The organism is Leptospira harrisiae (genome assembly GCF_002811945.1).
GTDB classification, from domain to species: Bacteria; Spirochaetota; Leptospiria; order Leptospirales; family Leptospiraceae; genus Leptospira_A; species Leptospira_A harrisiae.
This window is the reverse complement of record NZ_NPDX01000001.1, coordinates 949354-968075: the sequence shown is the minus strand read 5'-3', so window position 1 is coordinate 968075 and position 18722 is coordinate 949354. Positions and strand designations below refer to the sequence as shown.

Sequence of the window (18722 nt, the reverse complement as noted above, 5' to 3'; positions counted from 1 at the left end):
CAGTAATCTCCCAATTCGCTTAAAAAGACAAAGTTACTAGATTGTATTTTTCTAATTTTTCTAGCCTTTTTTGTTTCCGATGTTAAAATAGGGAAAGTTCTATGAATCGAAAAAGTTTCTTACAAAAGATGAGCGCTGTTACTTTAGGGGCAGGTTTCCTACTTCCTAAAAAATCATTCGGACAAACCACAACGATAACGACTGCTGAAACCAAACCAAAGTCTAGCGGTGGAAAAAAAGCCATCGTTCTTGGTGGTGGCCTTTCCGGCCTTTACTCTGCCTACCTCTTAAAACAGACAGGATATGATGTCACAGTCATTGAGCGGGGAGAAAAATTGGGAGGAAGAATTGCTACTTATGAAAATCCTGAACTAGGAATCTTACAAGATTTAGGTGGTGAATGGATTGGCGAAGGCCAAACGGATATTAAAAGTTTAGTTAAACAACTTAACTTAGATTTGGTTTCCACTAACGTAACAGAACGTTTTTCTCTACAAAAATCAAATGTCGAACTTTTAAAAATTTCTTCTGGATCTATTGAAACATTAGATAAAGTCATAGAATTACACAAATCACTAGGTATTACACAAAAACAAGGATTAGACAAAATTAACTTTTCGTCATACGCACGATACCAAGGGTTAACGGAAGAAGAAATTCGATCTATGAATGATCTTTATCGCGTCATTCTAGGTGCTGATCTAAATCAAATTTCCAGTGAATCAGTGTTAGATGATCTTTCGGCATTACAGTCAGCTCTCAAACCAAAATTCCAAGTGAAGGGTGGTGCAGAATGTATCATCAAAGAACTCGGAAACTCATTAAGAAACCAAGAATTGATTTTAGGCGAAACAGTAACAAAGGTTTCGCAACAAAAAAACCAAGTCACAGTTGAATTGTCTTCCGGGAGATCTCTTAAAGGTAGTTTGGTCATTTGCGCTTTGCCTACCGCTGCTGTACTTGATATCAAATGGACACCAGGATTACCGAAGGACTTAATTTACTCTGCATTACGAATGCAAACCGGAAAAATTTCTAAAAATTTAAGTTTTGTAAAATCAAAAGATTCTTTAGCTAAACTTTTCCTTTCAACAAATACTGCTGCCGAAACCTTATATGTCTCTGATGCGGCAATCGGAACCAATGTAACGGCCGTTACTTCAATCACCACTGGAGACAGAGCAGCATTGTTTGAAAAAGGAAGTGATCGTCAAAAAAAGATTCTAATGACATCATCCTTGGAAGAAGTTGAAAACTTAGATTTAATTCTCGAATCTCCTTTCTTTTTTCATAGTTTTCAAAAAACAACAGGAAGATCTGGATTTGTTTCTTTGTTTCCACCTGGAAGTTTTGGTATCAAAGATGTTTGGTCCGAACCTTTTGAAAGGGTGTTTTTTGCTGGGGAACATTTGGCATTTCATACGGGAAGTATGGATTCTGCAGTTGCTTCTGCCATCCAAGCCATCAGCAAAACTTAAAAACTACTTAGCCTTTAATCCGAAAACAAAACGAAGAAGTTTGAATTTTCGGATTAAAAATTGGTAGAGGAAAAAACTTAAAAACAAAACAAAAAGGATATGGGTAAAAAACTTCCCCCATATCCCCCAATCCATACTTTTCACCCAATAAGCAAAAAATAAAGAAAGAGGATGGTGGACTAAATAGATAGGAAGACTTGCTTCGATCAAATAAGATCCCATTTTTCCTTCCTTGTTTCCAAAGGTTTGGAACATAGAAACTAAAAAACTTGTCCACAAAAATGGCGAGAGGACCCATAAAAAAATATGTACGGGTCTCATCCAAACATTCGCATATTGGAAATAAATCCAAAGCGGATCTTCAATCTCCAAATCCTTAAATATTAAATATACAATGATAGCCCAAATCAAAACGGCTAGGTTTTTCAATTGAGAATAATTTTTTGGAATTAAAATGGTTTTCCAATGATAACTAAAAACACCTGAAAGAAAAAAAGAAAATTGGAATATAAATGTAAGTTTAAATATACCATAATAAGATTCTCCTTTAGATATTTGTGTATGACCTAGAAAAACAAACAGAAAACAAAAACTAATAAGAATGATATACCTAAAAAAGTCTGCTGGAATTCGATCCCAAAGTTTTGATTTAAAAAAAGATTTTGGAATCAAACTATACAAAATACTAAAACAAAACAAATCCACAAGAAACCAAACATGAGAATGTTGGAAATTTTCCTTTGTAAAAAAATATTTCAGAAAAGGCAAAAGTTCAATATTTGGATTTTTAACTCTTTCCGTTAGGTAATATTGGATAGGTGCAAAAAAAATAAGCCCAAAGATTGTGGGAATTAATACACGTTTGAATCTTGCTTCTAAATAAAAGTTCCTACCTTTTTTTTCCCAGACCATTGCCGAAAAAAAACCAGAAATCATATAAAACATAGGCATACGATAACTATGGATCCAATAACAAAAATATGAAAGAACATCGCTTCTATCTGATTCTTGGATGGCATATTTGATATCTGAGGCATACACGATGGCTGCATGAAACACAATTCCGAGTAAAAGTGCGAAGGATCTTAAATTATCGAGGTAAACCAATCTTCCCATTCCTCCATCTTTTTCTTGACGAAGAGAAAAAAACAGATTTTTTTAAATTATGACGGATACTCCCTCCGATTCATTTTTTTCCGATGTGAGCGATGAAGAAATCGCACGGGAAAGAAGGAAGGCAAAAGAACTAAAAACAAGTGCATGGTGGAAAAACAAACGTTCTTCCGGTGTTTGTCATTACTGCGGAAAAAAATTTAAAGTAGAAGAATTAACTATGGACCACCTAATCCCACTTATCCGAGGAGGAAAATCTGTAAAAGCAAATTTGGTTCCAGCATGTAAAGAATGTAACTTCAAAAAAAAACATAGCCTTCCCTTCGAGAAGGAGTTCTTTTCCTAATGGACATAAAAGATTTTGGATTCCAAGGAGATGACTTTCTTCCAAGCAGAGTCACAGAAGAAATTGATTTAGTAGATGAAAAAGGAAACAGCTATCAATGGGAAGTTTTTTATTCCTTTTCACAAATGGGAAATGATTATCTTGTTTTCCTTCCATCCACAGAACAGGAATTTCAATTTGTCAATGTAGAAATGGACGATCCAGATTCCGATGTTCCAGGATATATCGTTATGAGAATTGGGCAAGACGAATCCGGAGATGAAATCTTAGAAGAAATTTTAGACGAAGACGAATTAGAAGAAATTCGTGAGTATGTCGAGGATGAAATTGGTCTTGTTGGACAATTTCTCAACCGGGAGGAATAACAAGAGTCTCTCCTTTACTCACTACTTCTGATTTTTGATTTGTCCAAACAATTTTCATTTTCACAGCTTTTAGTCTTTCAACTTTTTTTACCACTTCCACCAAACAAGTGATTGTATCTCCAAAATACACAGGTTTTCGAAATTTAGTAGTCGTTTCTAAGGCAACCGTTCCAAGTCCAGGTAACTTCATCCCGAGAACTGGAGCGAGCAGTGATGCAGCAAGTCCTCCATGGGCAATCCTTGTTCCAAAACTTGTTGATTTAGCATACTCTTCATCAACATGGAGTGGATTAAAATCTCCACTGATTCCAGCGAAAAGATACACATCCGTTTCAGTGATTGTTTTAGTAAAGGAGGCAGAATCTCCAATTTGAATTTCTGAAAAACTTTTACCCTTTTGATACATTTATATTTTCCTTTGGGATTACCTTTTTTGGTGAAAAGGCAAAATGATAAAACACACCTTCGTTTGGTGAAGACGAACATTCAACTTCTCTACCATTCATTTGGCTACATAATGAAAAAATAACTGACAATCCAATGGATTCAGCTTTTCGAAAATTGAGTCCTGGAGGAAAACCTACTCCATTATCTCGATACTTCAATTCATAGTTGAATTGGTCTGTCACAACAAAATCAATTTTAATCCATGCATCTGATTTCCCACCTGTGAATGCATGTCGAAAACTGTTGGTTAACATTTCCGTGATCATAAGGCCCATAGGGATAGCATCGACAATGTTAAAATCTAACCTTTGGATATCGAGTTCGATACGAATGTCTGTTCGCATATACATAAGTTTGATATTCTCAACAAGACTTGTTATATAATCTACAGAACTTAAGCCAGATAGATTTTTACTACTATAGAGTTTTTCATGAACTAATGCAATGGCTTTGATTCTGACAATACTTTGTTCCAAAATATCAGCAGTTTCTGGAGGGGAAGAATAAACTTGGAGTTGCAGAAAAGAAATGATAACAGCTAAATTATTTTTAACCCGATGGTGGACTTCTGTTAACAAAGTTTCGTTTTCACGTAAGGAACGTTCCAGTTTGGATTGGTTTTCCATATAACTTGTCATATCAGTAATGACAGCCACTGCTTTATTGGCACTTCCATCTTTTGTTGGGATAAAAAGTCGATGTTCCAATGCCCACTTAATTTTCCCATCTAACTTACAAATACGATATAATAACCCAGTATGATTTTCTCTTAATTGGTTCATCCAAATATTTGTCATTCGAGCCCTATCACCTTCGTGGACCCGTTCCATAAGAAGTTCAGGATGGATGAGAATATCTTTCGTTGGGATATCAAAAAGGCGGGATACTTGTTCACTTAAAAAATCAATTTTCCAAGTATCTAAATTGAAAACAATCACTGCGTCTTCGATTCGCTCTAGGATGACTTGAAAAAGTTGGTCGGATTCAATTTTTTCAAACAGGACGTGTTTTTGCCTCCGTAACTCTCTTACTAAAAGGACAAAAATAATCGCTGCAGAAACAGTCACAAATCCCCAACCTTTGAGGCTTTGGACTTCTCTTATATCTTCAGGAGATTGGAATATAAGAGAAATCGCATAATCTGAAAAATAAATCCACACGTAGCCGAATAACAAATAAAAAAATGCAATTCGGCTAGCGGCTTTCATTGGTTACAAAAGTTCCTGAAGCGAGTGAAAACGTTCGTGTACGCTTTCCTCAACTGATTTTCCCAATTGGGAATAACAATCCCAAAGTTGGGTGAGTTTTTCGGGAACATAGTTAGAAAGCCGAGTGAATGACATAAGATACTTGCCCACAAGATAATACGAAAGTAACTTTCGATCCATCAATTTTTCATCAAGGGAATAGTATTCTGTAGGTTTATGTGTGTCTAATTCCGAAAGAGAAAGGATCACAAAAATGGACAAAACGTCTGCAAATGCAAATTCGACAGATTGTTGTTTTTTTCTATTCGGCTCTGCATCCATAGAAAGTATAATTTCGAACAGAACATTTTGTATCTTGTCCGTTAGATTAGACTCAACTTCTAATTTAGAAAAATCTTTTAAAAATTTTTCCTTTCCAGGATACAAAGAAGAAATAATGGAACGTTGGATTTCACTGGTTCCTCCTCCGATGGTGCCTAACTTTACATCTCTGTAAAATCGTTCCACGGAGTATTCCTTCATATATCCATACCCACCAAACAGCTGTACGGAATCTTTTGCAACGTCCTCAGCAATTTCTGAAGAAATGAGTTTTCCTAAACTACTTTCAAGTGGAGAAGCAACTCCCCTATCTTTTCGTTCTGCCACCCAATAAATCAATCTTCTTGCAGCTTGGATATAAACCCAGTTACGAACAAGAATATCCCGCATTCCATAAAAACTAGAAATAGGTTTTCCAAATTGTACTCTCTCATTCGCATATCGAAGTCCTTTGCGAAAACAAAATTCCATAGCACCGGCAAGGCCTGCGACAAAAACAGTCCTTTCCCACTCTAAGGTTTCTTTTCCAATTCTCATAAAACCAGTGTTCAATGGACCAAGCAAATTTTCCTTCGGAATGATCATGTCTTCAAACACCAGTTCGGCGGTCATGGAAGTATGGTGACCTAATTTTTTTAAAATTTTACTGACCTTAAATCCGGGAGTATTATTTTCCACAATGAATGCAGAAATTCCCATTGGTCCTCTTCCTTTTTCAGAAGTGCGCGCCATCACAACAAATACTTGTCCGACAGGACCGTTTGTGATGTACATTTTTGTCCCGTTTAGTTTCCATCCACCTTCTACTTCTTCCGCCTTTGTCAGTAGAGAAGCTGCATCTGATCCAGAAGCAGGTTCAGTAAGAGCAAAACCTGCCATCCATTCACCAGTGGCAAGTTTCGGTAGGTATTTTGATTTTTGTTCACTTGTTCCTTGGAAAACAATTGGCATCGTTCCAATGACTAAGTGTGCTACCCAGGATAACCCCATCCCTCCATCTAACGAACCTGATGCGAATGCATCGGTTGCAATCGAACACTGTAAACAACTTGCGCCTTCACCACCAAATTCCGATGGGATGGTAAGTCCTGTTAAACCAGCTTTGCTAAACTCTTTCCATAATTCGTCTGACCAAATTTCTTTTTCATCTCTCTCCTCTGCAGAGGGAAAAACTTTATCTTCTGAAAATTGGAAAACAGTATTGTAAAAACTTCTCTCCTCCTCATTCAGATAGGGATTCAGTTTTGGGTGTATCATTGGTAAATTCCTTCAATTTGTTTTGAGAATACATCCGAAATGACATTTCTCTTCATCTTTAAAGTTCTTGTCATTTCGACATCGGGATCAAAGGGACGAGGTACCAAATAAAAATTGTTAGCTGGTACCATTTCGAATCCTTTGAATCCGTTTTCGCGAGAAATAATGCGTGAAATTTCAGCTCGGTATAATTCCCGAACCTTTGGATTGGTATTCCATTCCCCTGCTTTTTCCTTAGAAATACCTGGAATTTTAGCCTCTACGGCTTCAAAGTTAGGAACGATGAGAGCACCAAGAGTTTTTTTATCATGACCGACTACCATCACTTGGTCTATGTATGCTGAGGTAAGAAGTTTGTCTTCTATCGGGATTGGCTCTACGTTTTCGCCACCAATGAGCGCAATTGTATCTTTGGAACGACCAGCAAAAACAAGTTCGTTTCGATGAGAGATCATCATCAAATCTCCCGTATCAAAAAAACCTTCTGTATCAAATACAACTTGGTTGAGTTCCGGACGTTTGTAATATCCTTTTAAAATTTGTTTTGATTTGATCCAAAGAGTACCTTTGGCCCCTACCTCAGATAATATTTTACCTGTATCATCTTTGAGTCGAATTTGGTATCCTGCAATTGGAATTCCGACTGTACCTTTTGTTGGTTTTGAATTGGAACGAATGGACACAACAGCCGATGTCTCCGTCATCCCATATCCTTCTAAAACTTTTAATCCAATGGCAGATAAAAATCCATCCACAACACTCGGAAGAGCAGAACCAGCAGAAATACAGATTCGTATCCTTCCTCCAAGCGCTTTATGGATTGCAGAAAAAATCTGAATGCTAATTAGTTTTAATGGAGAAAGTAAAGTCAAAATGAAAAATGCATAGGTCCTCTTGGCGAACGATACTAAAAAATTTGGTTTTTTGATTTCAAATTCAAATCCAAAACACATTGCGTAATAGTGTGCCCAAGTGGATCCAAATTTCAAAAAGAAATGAAATAACTTTTCTTTGAAACCTCCTTCCTTTGCAACTTTAGCAATGATTCCGTTGTATACAGATTCCCAAATGCGTGGGACCGAAGGAAAGATCGTCGGACGAAAATCACGAAGATCATCCTTTAACGAAGACATATTTGAAACTAAAAAATCGATTCCGAGAAAGATTCCAGCATATTCAATGGCTCTTTCAAATGCATGCCAAGGAGGTAGTAAACTCACCGCATTGTCATTGGAATTCATATCCAATCGAGAGATTGTATTTTGAATCGCAGTGATCCATCCTTTCTGAGACAACATTACTCCTTTGGGATTCCCTGTTGTTCCGGAAGTATAAATCAAAGTGGCAAGTGCATCCGGATCCGTCTGATTGATCCTTGTCTCTAACGTTTGTTTGCCGTCACGATTCCATCTTATTTTACCTTTTTCGGCAATTGCTAAAATAGAATTTTCACCAGTATACAAATCCCCTAGGTCCGTTTCCAAAATAAAAATTTGTTTTAAATGCGGAAGTTCACCTAACAAATCATCAATGCGTTTTTTATCTTTTGGTTTTTGCACCACAAGGAATTTTGCTTCTGAATGATTTAGGATATATAAAATTTCTTCTCGGACAATGTCTGTTCCCCTTGGCACAACCACTGCACCAGAGGTCAAAATGGCGATGTCTGTCCGAAGCCAATTGACTGTAGCATCACAGAAAAACCCGATTCGGTCTCCCACCTCTACACCCAGATCGATAAAACCCAAAGTCAAGTGGTCGACAAACTGTTTCAAATCTCCAAAACTGATCCCAGGGAATTCCTTCGCCGATTTCCTTTTCCGAAAGGAAACTTTGTTTGGCAGGGTTTCTGCAACATGGGTAAGTGCTTGGTAGAGGTTTTCGTAGTGTTGGGTCATGGGTTTTGCCTTTTCGTATGAAACTTTTCGGAAATGTAGGATGGATAAAAAACCACTGTTCGTTTTTTGCAAGTTTTTTCTTATTTTTGACAAACTTTTCAGATAGGTAGGCACAATTATGTTCTTTTGGATTCACGATGGACGCATTTTACCCAATCCACCGCCCACTTATACCGATCGGGTCCACAAAATCCACCCAGGAGGGAATGCAGCTCCGATTTCCGGCGATGCCGAAGAGAGTGCGAACGCTTCCATTTCTTCTTTTTTACATAGGTCTCCAGGAGATGTTTATAAAGAGTCTGCTGGCCAAACCGAAAAAACCGTCTATTTCCTTCACGAAATCATGTCAAAACCTGCCTACAGCCTACCCTCTTCCGAAACCATCTCCCATTGTTTGGACTTTATGTTAGAAAAAGGCATCCGCCACCTCCCCATCACTGATGATTTGGGAACCCTTGTTGGTTTTGTTTCCGATCGAGATATTTTAGAAAAAAGTAAGTCCTATGAAAGAGACTGGCCCATATCAGACATAATGACCAAGCGAGTGTTAGTTGGGTCTCCTGGCTCAGAAATTAGAGGGGTAACCAAAGTACTTTTAGAAGAAAGAATTGGATGTATTCCTGTTGTAGATGACGATAATCATCCTATTGGAATGATCACTCGTTCGGATTTACTCCGTCTGTTACTGAAATATCCAAATTTAAATATCATTGCCTAAAGGAATTCTATGATTTGGGATTTATTCGTTCTCGTTTTTTATTTTATCATCGTTTTTTATTTTGGATTTCATTTTGCAAAAAATAATCAAAAAGAAGAAGATTTTTATTTAGCAAAAAAAGAAATCCATTGGATTTTTCTTTTAATTTCTCTTGTGGCAACCGAGACCTCGAGTTTAACATTTTTGAGTATTCCTTCTTTATCTTTTAAAGGTGATTATAGGTTTCTTGAAATTGCCTTTGGTTATTTGATTGGAAGAACCATCGTTGCATTCTATCTATTGCCAGCTTATTTTTCAGGTGATACCATTTCCGTTTACGAATATGTAGGTAATCGTTTTGGAAAATCTCCCCAAAAAACAATATCTTTAGTATTTACCGTTTCGCGACTTTTAGGTGATGGAATTAGATTGTATGTTAGTTCTTTACCAATTGCCTTTCTTCTAGAAAGAATGGGTTTAAAATTTTCACCAGAACTTTTGGGTATGATTGCACTGTCGATTCTTAGTATTGTTACTGTTATCTACTCTGTGGTCGGGGGATTTCGTGCCATTGTATTTACCGATGTTCTACAATGGTTCATTTATATCCTGGGTGGAATATTTGCACTTGGACTTCTTATTTCCAAATTAAACATTCCCATAAGCGAAGGTGTGACCCAATTACAAACTTTAGGAAAGTGGAATTTTTTGATATTTGATTATCTTCCATCCGGAGACAATAGTTACTTTATCGTATTTGCACTGATAGGTGGTGCCTTTATTTCTATTGGATCACACGGAACAGATCTAATGCTTGTGCAACGAGTCATTGCCACTAAAAATTTGGTTTCAGGGCAAAAGATTTTGATTGGAAGTGCAATACTTGTTATCTTACAATTCCTGCTTTTTCTTTTGATAGGTTCATTACTTTATTTGTTTTACGCAGGCCAAACCATGGCACCAGATAAAGTTTTTAGTTTATTTATCATTAATGAAGTTCCATCTCCCTTTCTTGGGATTTTAGTGGCGGCCATTCTTGCTAGTGCCATGTCTACATTGAGCTCCACAATCAATTCCCTTTCGTTAACTTGGGCTAGAGATTGGGGAATGGATCGTTGGTTTAGTCCAAGAACACTCTCCCTATTTTTTGGAATCACTCTCTTTGGCTCAAGCCTTATCCCTTACTTTCTTGTCCAAACTTGGGAGAAAGGAATTTTGGAAATGGGCCTTACCATTTTTTCATATACCTTAGGACCGTCCATTGCCGTCTTCTTTTTGGCACGAGGTAAGGCAAATTTGCCAGTATCCGGCTTTGTTTTCTCCACTTTATTTCTCGCAAGTATCCTTGCCACTGTGGGTTTTGGACTGGGCTTTCAACTATCCTTTACCCTCCTCATCCCAATCGGATTTGGAACTTTGTTACTTCTTGTACAAATTTCTCGTATCTTAATTAAAAAAAATTGACAGGAATCTTCTTCAGTGATCGTCTAAAAGTTAACAATGAAATTGTCTGCTAACATCCAGTTACTCCTCCTCCTCGAACTTTTATAGATCGAGGGAGAACGTGCTGTGTGACAAAGCCCACTCCCAACCGGGAAGTGGGCTTTTTTTATTTTGGTCCTCCCGGTCAGAAGTGGCGGCGGATGTGGAGGAACCATGAAACCAAATCAAATCAAAATCCAAGATGTTACCTTGCGGGACGGAAACCAAGCCTTACGAAAACCTTGGACCTTAGAAGAAAAAATCGAAGTGTTCGACTTACTTGTCGAATTGAATGTAGATGGAATTGAAGTAGGATTTCCTTCTTCCAATGAAACAGAATTTGTGGCGAGTAAAACCTTAGCCAAACGAGCACCAGTTGGTAAACCAATCGCCGGGTTATCCAGAGCCAATGAAGCAGAAATTTCTAAAACCTGGGAAGCCATTCAATATGCAAATAAACCAAGAATGCATATTGTTTATCCAGTGAGTGATTTTTCGATTCGGAATGTATTAAAAATTTCTGAAACAGAAGTCATACAAAAAATCCACAAATCTGTGACCTTTGCAAGATCCATTGTTGGGCCTGAGGTAGAAATTCAATTTTCAGGAGAACATTTTGGTGATGCTATAGAAAATTTTTCATTCACGAAAGAAGCTTTTCTTTCAGCCATTGCTGCCGGGGCCAATATCATCAACTTACCCAATACTGTGGAAAGATATCGACCAATGGTATTTGTAAATATGGTCAAAGAAATGAAGAATTTTATTGGAAACAGAGCCAAAGTTTCGGTTCATACACACAATGATTTAGGAATGGCAACCGCTACTTCCGTAGAATGTGTTTATGTGGGGGCGGAACAAATTGAAGTGGCTTTAAATGGATTAGGGGAAAGAGCAGGAAATACAAACTTATATGAAACATGTATCGCCTTACACCAAAATGGTGAAAACTTGGGAATCAACTTTCAACGGATTTACCCCACTGCCAAACGAATCGCAGAAATGACAGGGATTCCTATTGGCGAAAAAACTCCGATCATAGGTGAAGATATTTTTTCCCATCGGTCCGGAATCCATCAGGATGGTGTAGCGAAGACCATTAAACAATCAAAAGGTGCTTATAGAACTTTTTCTCCGGAATTTGTTGGAAGAAATGATGGAGAAACCATTTCCTTTACCAACCAATCAGGACATAGTGCCATTCAGTTTTTATTGGAAAACCGAGGAATTGTTGTACCACAATCAGAAATCCACCAATTATTTGAGACTGCCAAATCTATTTCTTCAAAAGAAAACAACAGAGAAATCACCGAAGCAGAGTTAGTGGATTTAGCGACACGTTTGGTGGCTTCTCTCTGAACAAGATAGGATTTCGTCCAGAGAATCTTTTGGGTGATTCGTAACGAATCATTGACAAATCTTTGTCAATCTGCCATAATTTCGTTTGGTTTTTCCGGAGGTATCATGGCAGACACGCTCATCAAACAGGCGAGAATTTTCGACGGTAGCACAAATCCATCTTATATTGGCGATCTGCGTATCAAAGACGGAATGGTAGAATCCATTTCAAAATCAGAGTTAAGTCCAAAACCGGGTGAAACCGTTGTGGATGGAAAAGGCCTTTGGCTCACCCCTGGATTTATTGACTTTCATACGCACTACGATGCAGAGATTGAAATGGCACCGGACCTTTCTGAATCCGTACGCCACGGAGTCACAACCATTTCTCTAGGAAGTTGCTCTTTAAGTTTGGCAGTCGGTGATCCAACTGATTTGGCTGATATGTTTAGCCGTGTGGAAGCAATTCCGAGAAAGAATGTTTTATCAATCCTCGAAAGTAAAAAAAATTGGAACTCGGCAATAGAATACAAAAAACATTTAAATAATATGCCACTTGGCCCAAATGTAACTTCGTTTGCCGGCCACTCTGCCATTCGTGCTCATGTGATGGGACTCGAACGATCTTTGACAAAAGGAGAAGTTCCCACAAAACAAGAGTTAGAGAAAATGAATCAAATTCTCGAAGAAGCACTAGATGCAGGTTTTATGGGCCTTTCCATCAATACACTCATTTGGGACAAAATGGACGGTTCTCGATTTCGATCAAGACCTCTTCCATCCACCTATGCAAATTGGAGTGAATACCAATACCTAAACAAAACATTAAGAAAAAGAGGAAAGATCTTCCAAGGTGTTCCAAACGTTTCTACTAAAATTAATGTTTTGATGTTTTTAAAAGAAGCCTTTGGATTATTTCGCAAACCTCTTAAAACAACAATCATTTCTCTTATGGATGTAAAGTTTGATCCAGGTTTGTATAAACTACTTGGACTCATTGGTCGTATCACTAACACCATCTTCAAATCTGATTTTAAATTCCAAGCCCTTCCAGAACCATTTGATTTGTATGCAGATGGAATGGATGTGGTGGTCTTTGAAGAGTTTGCGGCAGGGGCCAAAGCAAATCATATTGAAGATGAATTAGAAAGAAAAAAACTAATGAAAGACCCTAGTTACAGGGATTGGTTCAAACGCCAATGGACAAATTGGTTTTTACCACGAGTTTTTCATCGTAACTTTAAAGAAACTAAGATCGTTGATGCTCCTGACAAATCACTCATAGGAAAATCAATTGATGATGTAGCCAAAGAAAAAGGTGTACATTCGGTAACCGCTTTTCTTGATCTTGTGGCCGAACATGGAAATAAAGTTCGTTGGTACACAGTCATGGCGAACCATAGAAAAGAACCGTTACAAAAGATTGTGTCCTATCCAGACATTCTAATTGGTTTTTCGGATGCCGGAGCACACTTACGAGGAATGGCACATTATAACTTTCCTCTCCGTATGTTGAAACTAGTTAGAGATGCGGAATTAGAACAAAAACCTTTTATGACAATGGAAAAAGCCGTACATCGTCTAACGGGAGAAATTGGAGATTGGTTTGGAATTGATGCAGGTTATGTCAAAGAAGGAAAACGAGCCGACTTAGTATTGATCGATCCAACAAAACTTGACGACTCTCTTGCAAAAGATGTAGAAGCACCAATGCCATTTATGGAAGACTTCAAACGTTGGGTTCGTCGTAACGACGATACTGTCAAAAAAGTGTATATTAACGGGAAACTGGCGATTGACCAAGGAAAACCAGTCACTGCACTTGGAAAAGATAAAGGTTATGGTAGCTTTCTAGAATCAACAATAGGCACATAAAAAAGATTTGCGATTGGATACTGAGCGGAATAAACTCAGTATCCACCATGGGAATCTTTAAAAAACTTTTTTCTTTCTTATTCTTCCTAAGCGTTACCTTTCTTTTTGTAGCCTGCTCTTCTTCAAAAGAGATGGGACGCGAAAATAAATCATTCAGTCGCTCTTATAATGAAGTTGCAGACAATGTTTCCGCAGCACCCATCGCCACTCCTTCAAGTGAGTCCGTTGCCAATGCTCCGAAAATTCAAAAAAGAATGATGGTGTATTCGGTGAATGTCAATTTACAATCCAAAGAAATTGAAGCCAAAGTTACAGAAATTATTAAACTTGCAGAATCTTTTGGAGGTTATACACTTCAGTACAGTTCAAACGGAAATATACAGTTAAAGATTCCGGCAGAAAAACTAAAACAGTTTTTATTTACCCTACGAAACCAATCGCAAAACTATTCTGAAGATGTATCCGCACAGGATGTTACTGAAGATTATACTGATACCGAAATACGAATGGAAAATTCTTTAAAGATGAGGGTTCGGCTTTTAGAAATATTAAAATCTGCAAAAACTTTGGAAGAAACCTTAAAAGTTGAAGCAGAATTAAATAAAGTTTCCGAGTCCATTGAAAGATGGGAAGGAAAACTAAAATACCTTTCTAGTGCTGTTCAACTATCCTCTGTTCATGTACAGGTGCGTCAAAAATGGGAACCAGTGGTTCAAAAAGAATACAAACCGGGGCCACTTGGTTATCCTTTTTATTATCTCTATATAGGTCTTGGGAAAGTGAAAGATGGAATCATTTGGATGTTCGTACAAGAGATTCCCAAAGGAAAAACTGAAATTACAGAATGAAATATTTACTTTTCCTTTTCTTCATTCTATTCTCCTTTTTTTGTAACGTTATTAAAGATCCATACCCAGAACTCACAAGTCCCGTAATGGATCCCTCTCATTTTTTAAATAATGAATCAAAACAACAGTTGGAAAGACAACTCTTAGATGAAGAAAAAGAAACAACAAATCAAGTAGTAGTTTATATCGCCGATTCGTTGAACAAAAATACAATTGAAGAAGAAACAATTGCCATATTTGAGAAATGGAAACTTGGAACAAAAACCAAGGACAATGGAGTTTTGTTTTTATTAGCACCTAATGATAAAAAAGTTAGAATAGAAGTTGGTTATGGTTTAGAAGGAACACTCACTGACGTAACAGCCAAACGAATCATCGATGAAATCATCATACCAAATATGAAATCTGGAAATTCAACAGGCGCAGTGGTACAAGGAACCAATGCAATTTTGGACCAAATTCGGTCAGATTCTCCCGCCTTCTATGCAACAAATTGTTTGGAAAGTTTTAATGACAAAAATGGCGATTTGCACCCCGATACAATCCCTCTCTTAAAAAAAGAAATTAGACCACTTCAAAATATTGATTTTCAATTTTGTGTTTTACCTTCCGAGACTGAATGGGCACTCGAATCAAAGGCCACCAAGTTATTATTACAAAAAAAACAAAATAAACATAAAGTTGTTTTTGCGGTATCTCCAAATAATAACTATTTAGGAACCATCCTTGTTTCACCTGAACTCAATTGGTCACTTAGTACGAATAAAATTAGAACTATATTCAACAAAAGATACAAAGAAAAACAAAACTATGATTTTACGAACTACAGTTATTTGGCTTTTTTAGATATGTTGGACTATCTGAGTCATAAAAACAAACAAGTTATTACAAAAGGCACAGGTGTTTATGATCCACATGATGCTTTGGAAACGTTTGCATTTGAAAGAAGTGGGAAAGCAGTCTCAGAAATTGAAACCAACTATAATCTAAAAACACAAATTTTAATATTAGATACAAACTCCGACTTACAAAAAGATGCCAAAAAATTTCATAAGCAGGCCTTTGGGAATACTCCAGCCATTACCGTTTTGTTTTCAATCAACCAAAAAGAAATTTATGTATATACAGATGAGAACTCCTTTGTTTCCAATCCAACAATTAATAAATCATATTCTATTGATCGTAATCAATTAGATTTAGAAATCAGAAATTCGATAGAAAACGACAGGAAAACAGGAGATATTGATTGGATGTGCATTCGAACTGCAGATGCAATTGATTCCTATCTTTTCAATTTAAAACGTTCAAACGTTTCCAATTCATTTGTAGAAACAAAGGTGCAAGATCTTGAAACCCCAAAACCTCATTTTCTATGGCAATTCTATTTTGCACTTTCATTTTTAATAGGATTTTTGGGATTTATTGGAGGTGAAGGATTTCTATTTTTCAATGCATTGTTTTTTATCCTTTGGCAAAAAATAAGACTACATACTTCCTTTTTACTGGATTCACCTAACTTTTACCAAACCATTTCATTTTTTAGTTCTATTTTAATAGCACTAATGCTTGTTAGGATCTTTCGGAAACTCGGATGGGCGACAAAGGTTCATAGCTCAATCACAAACTTTGTGACCTCGCCATCGGGTAGTGGATCTGGCTCTAGTTCTGGATCCAGTTATCGTTCTTCAAGTTCTTCTTATTCAGGTGGCGGAGGTCGATCCGGTGGAGGTGGAGCTAGTGGAAGTTGGTAAATTTTAACTTTTTACGACACGTTCTGCCGATGCGATCATTTGTGATTTCATTCTCTCAATAACCTTTCGGTCTTTTGTTAAAGCATATAACCTGAGGCCACCAAGGTAACTCATATACAATTCATAACTTAATGCCTTCACAAGTTCAGGTCGTAAGTTTGGAGAGAAGTTAAGAATACATGTTTCGACAGTCTCGAGGACATGGTGTACGGCTTTATTTCTATAAACGTCAAACTGACTTAAGTGAGAAATTTCTCCTGAAAAAAGTGCAATAGGGCAATCTTTCCTAGATGTATTTCGTTGGTTTCTGACAATAAAATTAACCCACTTTTCGATAAAGTCAGACATATTGTTTGCTTTTGCAAGAACCTTCAACATAACAACTCTTTGTTGCTCAGAAAGGTAATTTAAATATTCAAATCCAATATCATCTTTGGATTTAAAATGATCGTATAAAGTTTTTTTATATGCTCCAGCTTTATCTAATATTTCGGCGATTCCAGTGGCTTGAAAACCTTTTTCACGAAACAAAGCAAAGGAACTTTCTAAGATTTTTTGTTTGGGTTTCAAAACGACTGCCCTCCTATTGTTTTAAAAAGTTCATTCTTTAGAATCATTTTTAGGATATGAAAGAACTACATTTCCAGTTTTGTCTTTGATCTGGGAACGCCAAACCAATTTTCCATCCTGCGATTGAATCCTTAGGATTCCGTAGTTTTCTTCACGAAACGCAGATCCCAATTTAAATTCAGAGTCGTATTCTAAAGGTAAAAATGGCAACGGGAGATTTAGAGAACTCGAAGTGACTTCAATTAACTTTCGAGTGTTTGGTAATGGAAATTCATATATTTCCGCAATATGTCTGTCTCCAGATAAAATGACTAAATCTTTTGTTTTTGCTTCCGCCAAAAGTTGAAAAAGTTTTTCCCTATCTTTCGGAAAATTTCCCCATTTTTCAAATGGTTGTTCCGTTGGAATCACTTGGATTCCCGAAACAAATACAAGTAAGTCGGATGGTTTCTTTAACTCTTCAGAAAGCCATAACCACTGTTCGTCTCCCAATAAGGTAACATCATCAGAGTCATTCGGACGATACCTGCCTTTGCCAGTAAAATAGGAAAAAAAAGTTCGTTTTAGGGGAGAGCGAAAGAATCTTGTGTCAGGAATGACGATGTGAATTTTTTTCTTTTTGAATTCGAGAAAATAAGAATGAAAAATTCCATTTCCTTCCTTAGAGCCAAAACTTCGCCCCTTTGGCATCAGAGGTCCCACTTGGGAAATAAACACTTCACGACTTTTTACTTTGTCGGAATATTCTCCACCACTATCGTTGATTCCATAATCGTGATCATCCCAAGTAGCAAGGATTTTAGATTGTTTCCTTATAGACTTCCATTCTGGGCGAAGAAATTGTTTTTTATAGGCAGGAATTTTTTCTTCAGCAACCAAACTATCGGCATATATATTATCACCTAACAGAAGAATGAGATCGAAAGATTCTTTTTCCCATTGTCCTAGTATAGGAGCCTCTTTGTCTTGGTGCAAACAAGATCCAAAACCTATATGAATACTTTCATGGTCTTTTCCGAAAACTGGGGACTGGAAAAAAAATAAACAAATTACTGTAAGAAAAAACAAATTTAAATAGGAAGGTTGTTTCATTGGGTTCACTAAAAATTTAAAACTAGTAGTTAAATTTTTCGGATTTTTTCTCTTTTCGTCAATCGGAAATCTTCTAGCGCCCTCCTGTATAAAATGGAGTAATTCGATAAGGATATAAACCGTTATTTCTTATTGTTTCGGTTCCATATATATCGCGTCTGTAATACAAAGGTGAAAACCGCGAGAACCCTCTTCTTTGCGAATAACTAGAAAAGAAAACTATACTTTGGTAGTAATCATTGGTAACATATAACTCATACCCATATCCCGCAAAGGACCAATCGATCGGAAAAAAATCACCAGTGACCAGGACTTCTGATTCTTGATACATATCTCGGCTTGATCTTCGATCCCCAATGGCACAAGGCTCCATCCGACTGGGAACAGGACCTTCCATTAAAACCAAACACTCAGAATTATATCCATATTTTTCAGCATATGCCAATTGCCCATGCGGTCGTTTGTCTAAGGTATGATAAAAACCCTTAAAATACGATTTTTTATCCACAGGGGTACATTGGAAGAAAGAACCAAATGTAACAAAGAGATGAAGGAATGGCAACAAAACCCAAACCAAAAGTTTCATGTTGCCATTCTAAACAAAAACTAACAGAGATGCGATGAGAGGTTCCCGCA

17 protein-coding genes are annotated in these 18722 nt (G+C 37.1%); 9 read left to right on the top strand and 8 right to left on the bottom strand.

Going from position 1 to position 18722, the window contains the following annotated elements; all coding sequences use genetic code 11:
* Nucleotides 1-101: 101 nt before the first annotated feature.
* Nucleotides 102-1478, top strand: coding sequence for a flavin monoamine oxidase family protein (locus CH364_RS04470; RefSeq protein ID WP_100742384.1), 1377 nt, complete (start codon nucleotides 102-104; stop codon nucleotides 1476-1478).
* Between the two features lie 3 nt (nucleotides 1479-1481).
* Here CH364_RS04470 and CH364_RS04465 read toward each other — a convergent pair whose 3' ends face one another.
* A complete protein-coding gene (locus tag CH364_RS04465; RefSeq protein WP_100742383.1) occupies nucleotides 1482-2594 on the bottom strand; it encodes an acyltransferase family protein in 1113 nt (370 codons plus the stop codon).
* A gap of 49 nt (nucleotides 2595-2643) precedes the next feature.
* Between CH364_RS04465 and CH364_RS04460 the strand changes: the two genes are divergently transcribed.
* Nucleotides 2644-2937: an HNH endonuclease gene (locus CH364_RS04460; RefSeq protein WP_100742382.1), complete on the top strand. Its 294-nt coding sequence runs from the start codon at nucleotides 2644-2646 to the stop codon at nucleotides 2935-2937.
* Nucleotides 2937-3302: a DUF1292 domain-containing protein gene (locus CH364_RS04455; protein WP_100742381.1), complete on the top strand. Its 366-nt coding sequence runs from the start codon at nucleotides 2937-2939 to the stop codon at nucleotides 3300-3302. The genes CH364_RS04460 and CH364_RS04455 overlap by 1 nt, the downstream gene beginning before the upstream one ends.
* On the opposite strand, the gene CH364_RS04450 is transcribed toward CH364_RS04455, so the two are convergent.
* Genes CH364_RS04450 through CH364_RS04435 form a run of 4 tightly spaced genes read right to left on the bottom strand, consistent with a single transcriptional unit; the run spans nucleotide 3286 to nucleotide 8433 of the window.
* Entirely contained in the window at nucleotides 3286-3708 is a 423-nt protein-coding gene (locus tag CH364_RS04450; protein ID WP_100742380.1) for a MaoC family dehydratase, read from the bottom strand. The two genes, CH364_RS04455 and CH364_RS04450, sit on opposite strands and share 17 nt — an antisense overlap.
* Nucleotides 3692-4957, bottom strand: a complete 1266-nt coding sequence (locus CH364_RS04445; RefSeq protein WP_100742379.1) for a sensor histidine kinase — start codon at nucleotides 4955-4957, stop codon at nucleotides 3692-3694. Before CH364_RS04445 ends, CH364_RS04450 begins: the two co-directional genes overlap by 17 nt.
* A gap of 3 nt (nucleotides 4958-4960) precedes the next feature.
* Nucleotides 4961-6535 carry an acyl-CoA dehydrogenase family protein gene (locus CH364_RS04440; RefSeq protein ID WP_100742378.1) on the bottom strand — a complete coding sequence of 525 codons (1575 nt, stop codon included), beginning with the start codon at nucleotides 6533-6535 and terminating at the stop codon, nucleotides 4961-4963.
* Nucleotides 6532-8433 (bottom strand): AMP-dependent synthetase/ligase, encoded by a 1902-nt coding sequence (locus CH364_RS04435; RefSeq protein WP_100743409.1) that lies wholly within the window; start codon nucleotides 8431-8433, stop codon nucleotides 6532-6534. The genes CH364_RS04440 and CH364_RS04435 overlap by 4 nt, the downstream gene beginning before the upstream one ends.
* A 118-nt stretch (nucleotides 8434-8551) precedes the next feature.
* Between CH364_RS04435 and CH364_RS04430 the strand changes: the two genes are divergently transcribed.
* The 6 genes from CH364_RS04430 (at nucleotide 8552) to CH364_RS04405 (ending at nucleotide 16424) form a co-directional block, all read left to right on the top strand.
* Nucleotides 8552-9151 carry a CBS domain-containing protein gene (locus CH364_RS04430; RefSeq protein ID WP_100742377.1) on the top strand — a complete coding sequence of 200 codons (600 nt, stop codon included), beginning with the start codon at nucleotides 8552-8554 and terminating at the stop codon, nucleotides 9149-9151.
* 9 nt (nucleotides 9152-9160) lie between these two features.
* Nucleotides 9161-10594: a sodium:solute symporter gene (locus tag CH364_RS04425; protein ID WP_100742376.1), complete on the top strand. Its 1434-nt coding sequence runs from the start codon at nucleotides 9161-9163 to the stop codon at nucleotides 10592-10594.
* 192 nt (nucleotides 10595-10786) lie between these two features.
* Nucleotides 10787-11971: a 2-isopropylmalate synthase LeuA2 gene (gene leuA2 / locus CH364_RS04420; protein ID WP_100743408.1), complete on the top strand. Its 1185-nt coding sequence runs from the start codon at nucleotides 10787-10789 to the stop codon at nucleotides 11969-11971.
* A 105-nt stretch (nucleotides 11972-12076) separates the two neighbouring features.
* Nucleotides 12077-13825, top strand: coding sequence for an N-acyl-D-amino-acid deacylase family protein (locus CH364_RS04415; protein WP_100743407.1), 1749 nt, complete (start codon nucleotides 12077-12079; stop codon nucleotides 13823-13825).
* 47 nt (nucleotides 13826-13872) lie between these two features.
* Nucleotides 13873-14673 carry a DUF4349 domain-containing protein gene (locus CH364_RS04410; protein ID WP_100742375.1) on the top strand — a complete coding sequence of 267 codons (801 nt, stop codon included), beginning with the start codon at nucleotides 13873-13875 and terminating at the stop codon, nucleotides 14671-14673.
* Nucleotides 14670-16424, top strand: coding sequence for a TPM domain-containing protein (locus CH364_RS04405; RefSeq protein WP_100742374.1), 1755 nt, complete (start codon nucleotides 14670-14672; stop codon nucleotides 16422-16424). Before CH364_RS04410 ends, CH364_RS04405 begins: the two co-directional genes overlap by 4 nt.
* Before the next feature lie 3 nt (nucleotides 16425-16427).
* Here CH364_RS04405 and CH364_RS04400 read toward each other — a convergent pair whose 3' ends face one another.
* The 3 genes from CH364_RS04400 to CH364_RS04390 all read right to left on the bottom strand — a co-directional run bounded on the left by CH364_RS04400 (nucleotide 16428) and on the right by CH364_RS04390 (nucleotide 18672).
* The gene (locus CH364_RS04400) at nucleotides 16428-16994 is read right to left on the bottom strand and encodes a TetR/AcrR family transcriptional regulator (RefSeq protein WP_100742373.1); all 567 of its coding nucleotides are present in this window, start codon (nucleotides 16992-16994) and stop codon (nucleotides 16428-16430) included.
* Between the two features lie 30 nt (nucleotides 16995-17024).
* Nucleotides 17025-18086 carry an alkaline phosphatase D family protein gene (locus CH364_RS04395; RefSeq protein ID WP_100743406.1) on the bottom strand — a complete coding sequence of 354 codons (1062 nt, stop codon included), beginning with the start codon at nucleotides 18084-18086 and terminating at the stop codon, nucleotides 17025-17027.
* 73 nt (nucleotides 18087-18159) lie between these two features.
* Complete coding sequence (locus CH364_RS04390) at nucleotides 18160-18672, bottom strand: hypothetical protein (RefSeq protein WP_100742372.1); 513 nt, start codon at nucleotides 18670-18672, stop codon at nucleotides 18160-18162.
* Between the last annotated feature and the right edge of the window lie 50 nt (nucleotides 18673-18722).

Bases quoted from the DNA above. Each gene is read 5' to 3' on its own strand.
- CH364_RS04445 (WP_100742379.1), bottom strand. From the start codon at position 4,957: ATGAAAGCCGCTAGCCGAATTGCATTTTTTTATTTGTTATTCGGCTAC.
- CH364_RS04410 (WP_100742375.1), top strand. From the start codon at position 13,873: ATGGGAATCTTTAAAAAACTTTTTTCTTTCTTATTCTTCCTAAGCGTT.
- CH364_RS04465 (WP_100742383.1), bottom strand. From the start codon at position 2,594: ATGGGAAGATTGGTTTACCTCGATAATTTAAGATCCTTCGCACTTTTA.
- CH364_RS04450 (WP_100742380.1), bottom strand. From the start codon at position 3,708: ATGTATCAAAAGGGTAAAAGTTTTTCAGAAATTCAAATTGGAGATTCT.
- CH364_RS04415 (WP_100743407.1), top strand. From the start codon at position 12,077: ATGGCAGACACGCTCATCAAACAGGCGAGAATTTTCGACGGTAGCACA.
- CH364_RS04470 (WP_100742384.1), top strand. From the start codon at position 102: ATGAATCGAAAAAGTTTCTTACAAAAGATGAGCGCTGTTACTTTAGGG.
- CH364_RS04430 (WP_100742377.1), top strand. From the start codon at position 8,552: ATGTTCTTTTGGATTCACGATGGACGCATTTTACCCAATCCACCGCCC.
- CH364_RS04435 (WP_100743409.1), bottom strand. From the start codon at position 8,433: ATGACCCAACACTACGAAAACCTCTACCAAGCACTTACCCATGTTGCA.
- CH364_RS04460 (WP_100742382.1), top strand. From the start codon at position 2,644: ATGACGGATACTCCCTCCGATTCATTTTTTTCCGATGTGAGCGATGAA.
- CH364_RS04395 (WP_100743406.1), bottom strand. From the start codon at position 18,086: ATGAAACAACCTTCCTATTTAAATTTGTTTTTTCTTACAGTAATTTGT.
- leuA2 (WP_100743408.1), top strand. From the start codon at position 10,787: ATGAAACCAAATCAAATCAAAATCCAAGATGTTACCTTGCGGGACGGA.
- CH364_RS04390 (WP_100742372.1), bottom strand. From the start codon at position 18,672: ATGAAACTTTTGGTTTGGGTTTTGTTGCCATTCCTTCATCTCTTTGTT.
- CH364_RS04425 (WP_100742376.1), top strand. From the start codon at position 9,161: ATGATTTGGGATTTATTCGTTCTCGTTTTTTATTTTATCATCGTTTTT.
- CH364_RS04405 (WP_100742374.1), top strand. From the start codon at position 14,670: ATGAAATATTTACTTTTCCTTTTCTTCATTCTATTCTCCTTTTTTTGT.
- CH364_RS04455 (WP_100742381.1), top strand. From the start codon at position 2,937: ATGGACATAAAAGATTTTGGATTCCAAGGAGATGACTTTCTTCCAAGC.
- CH364_RS04440 (WP_100742378.1), bottom strand. From the start codon at position 6,535: ATGATACACCCAAAACTGAATCCCTATCTGAATGAGGAGGAGAGAAGT.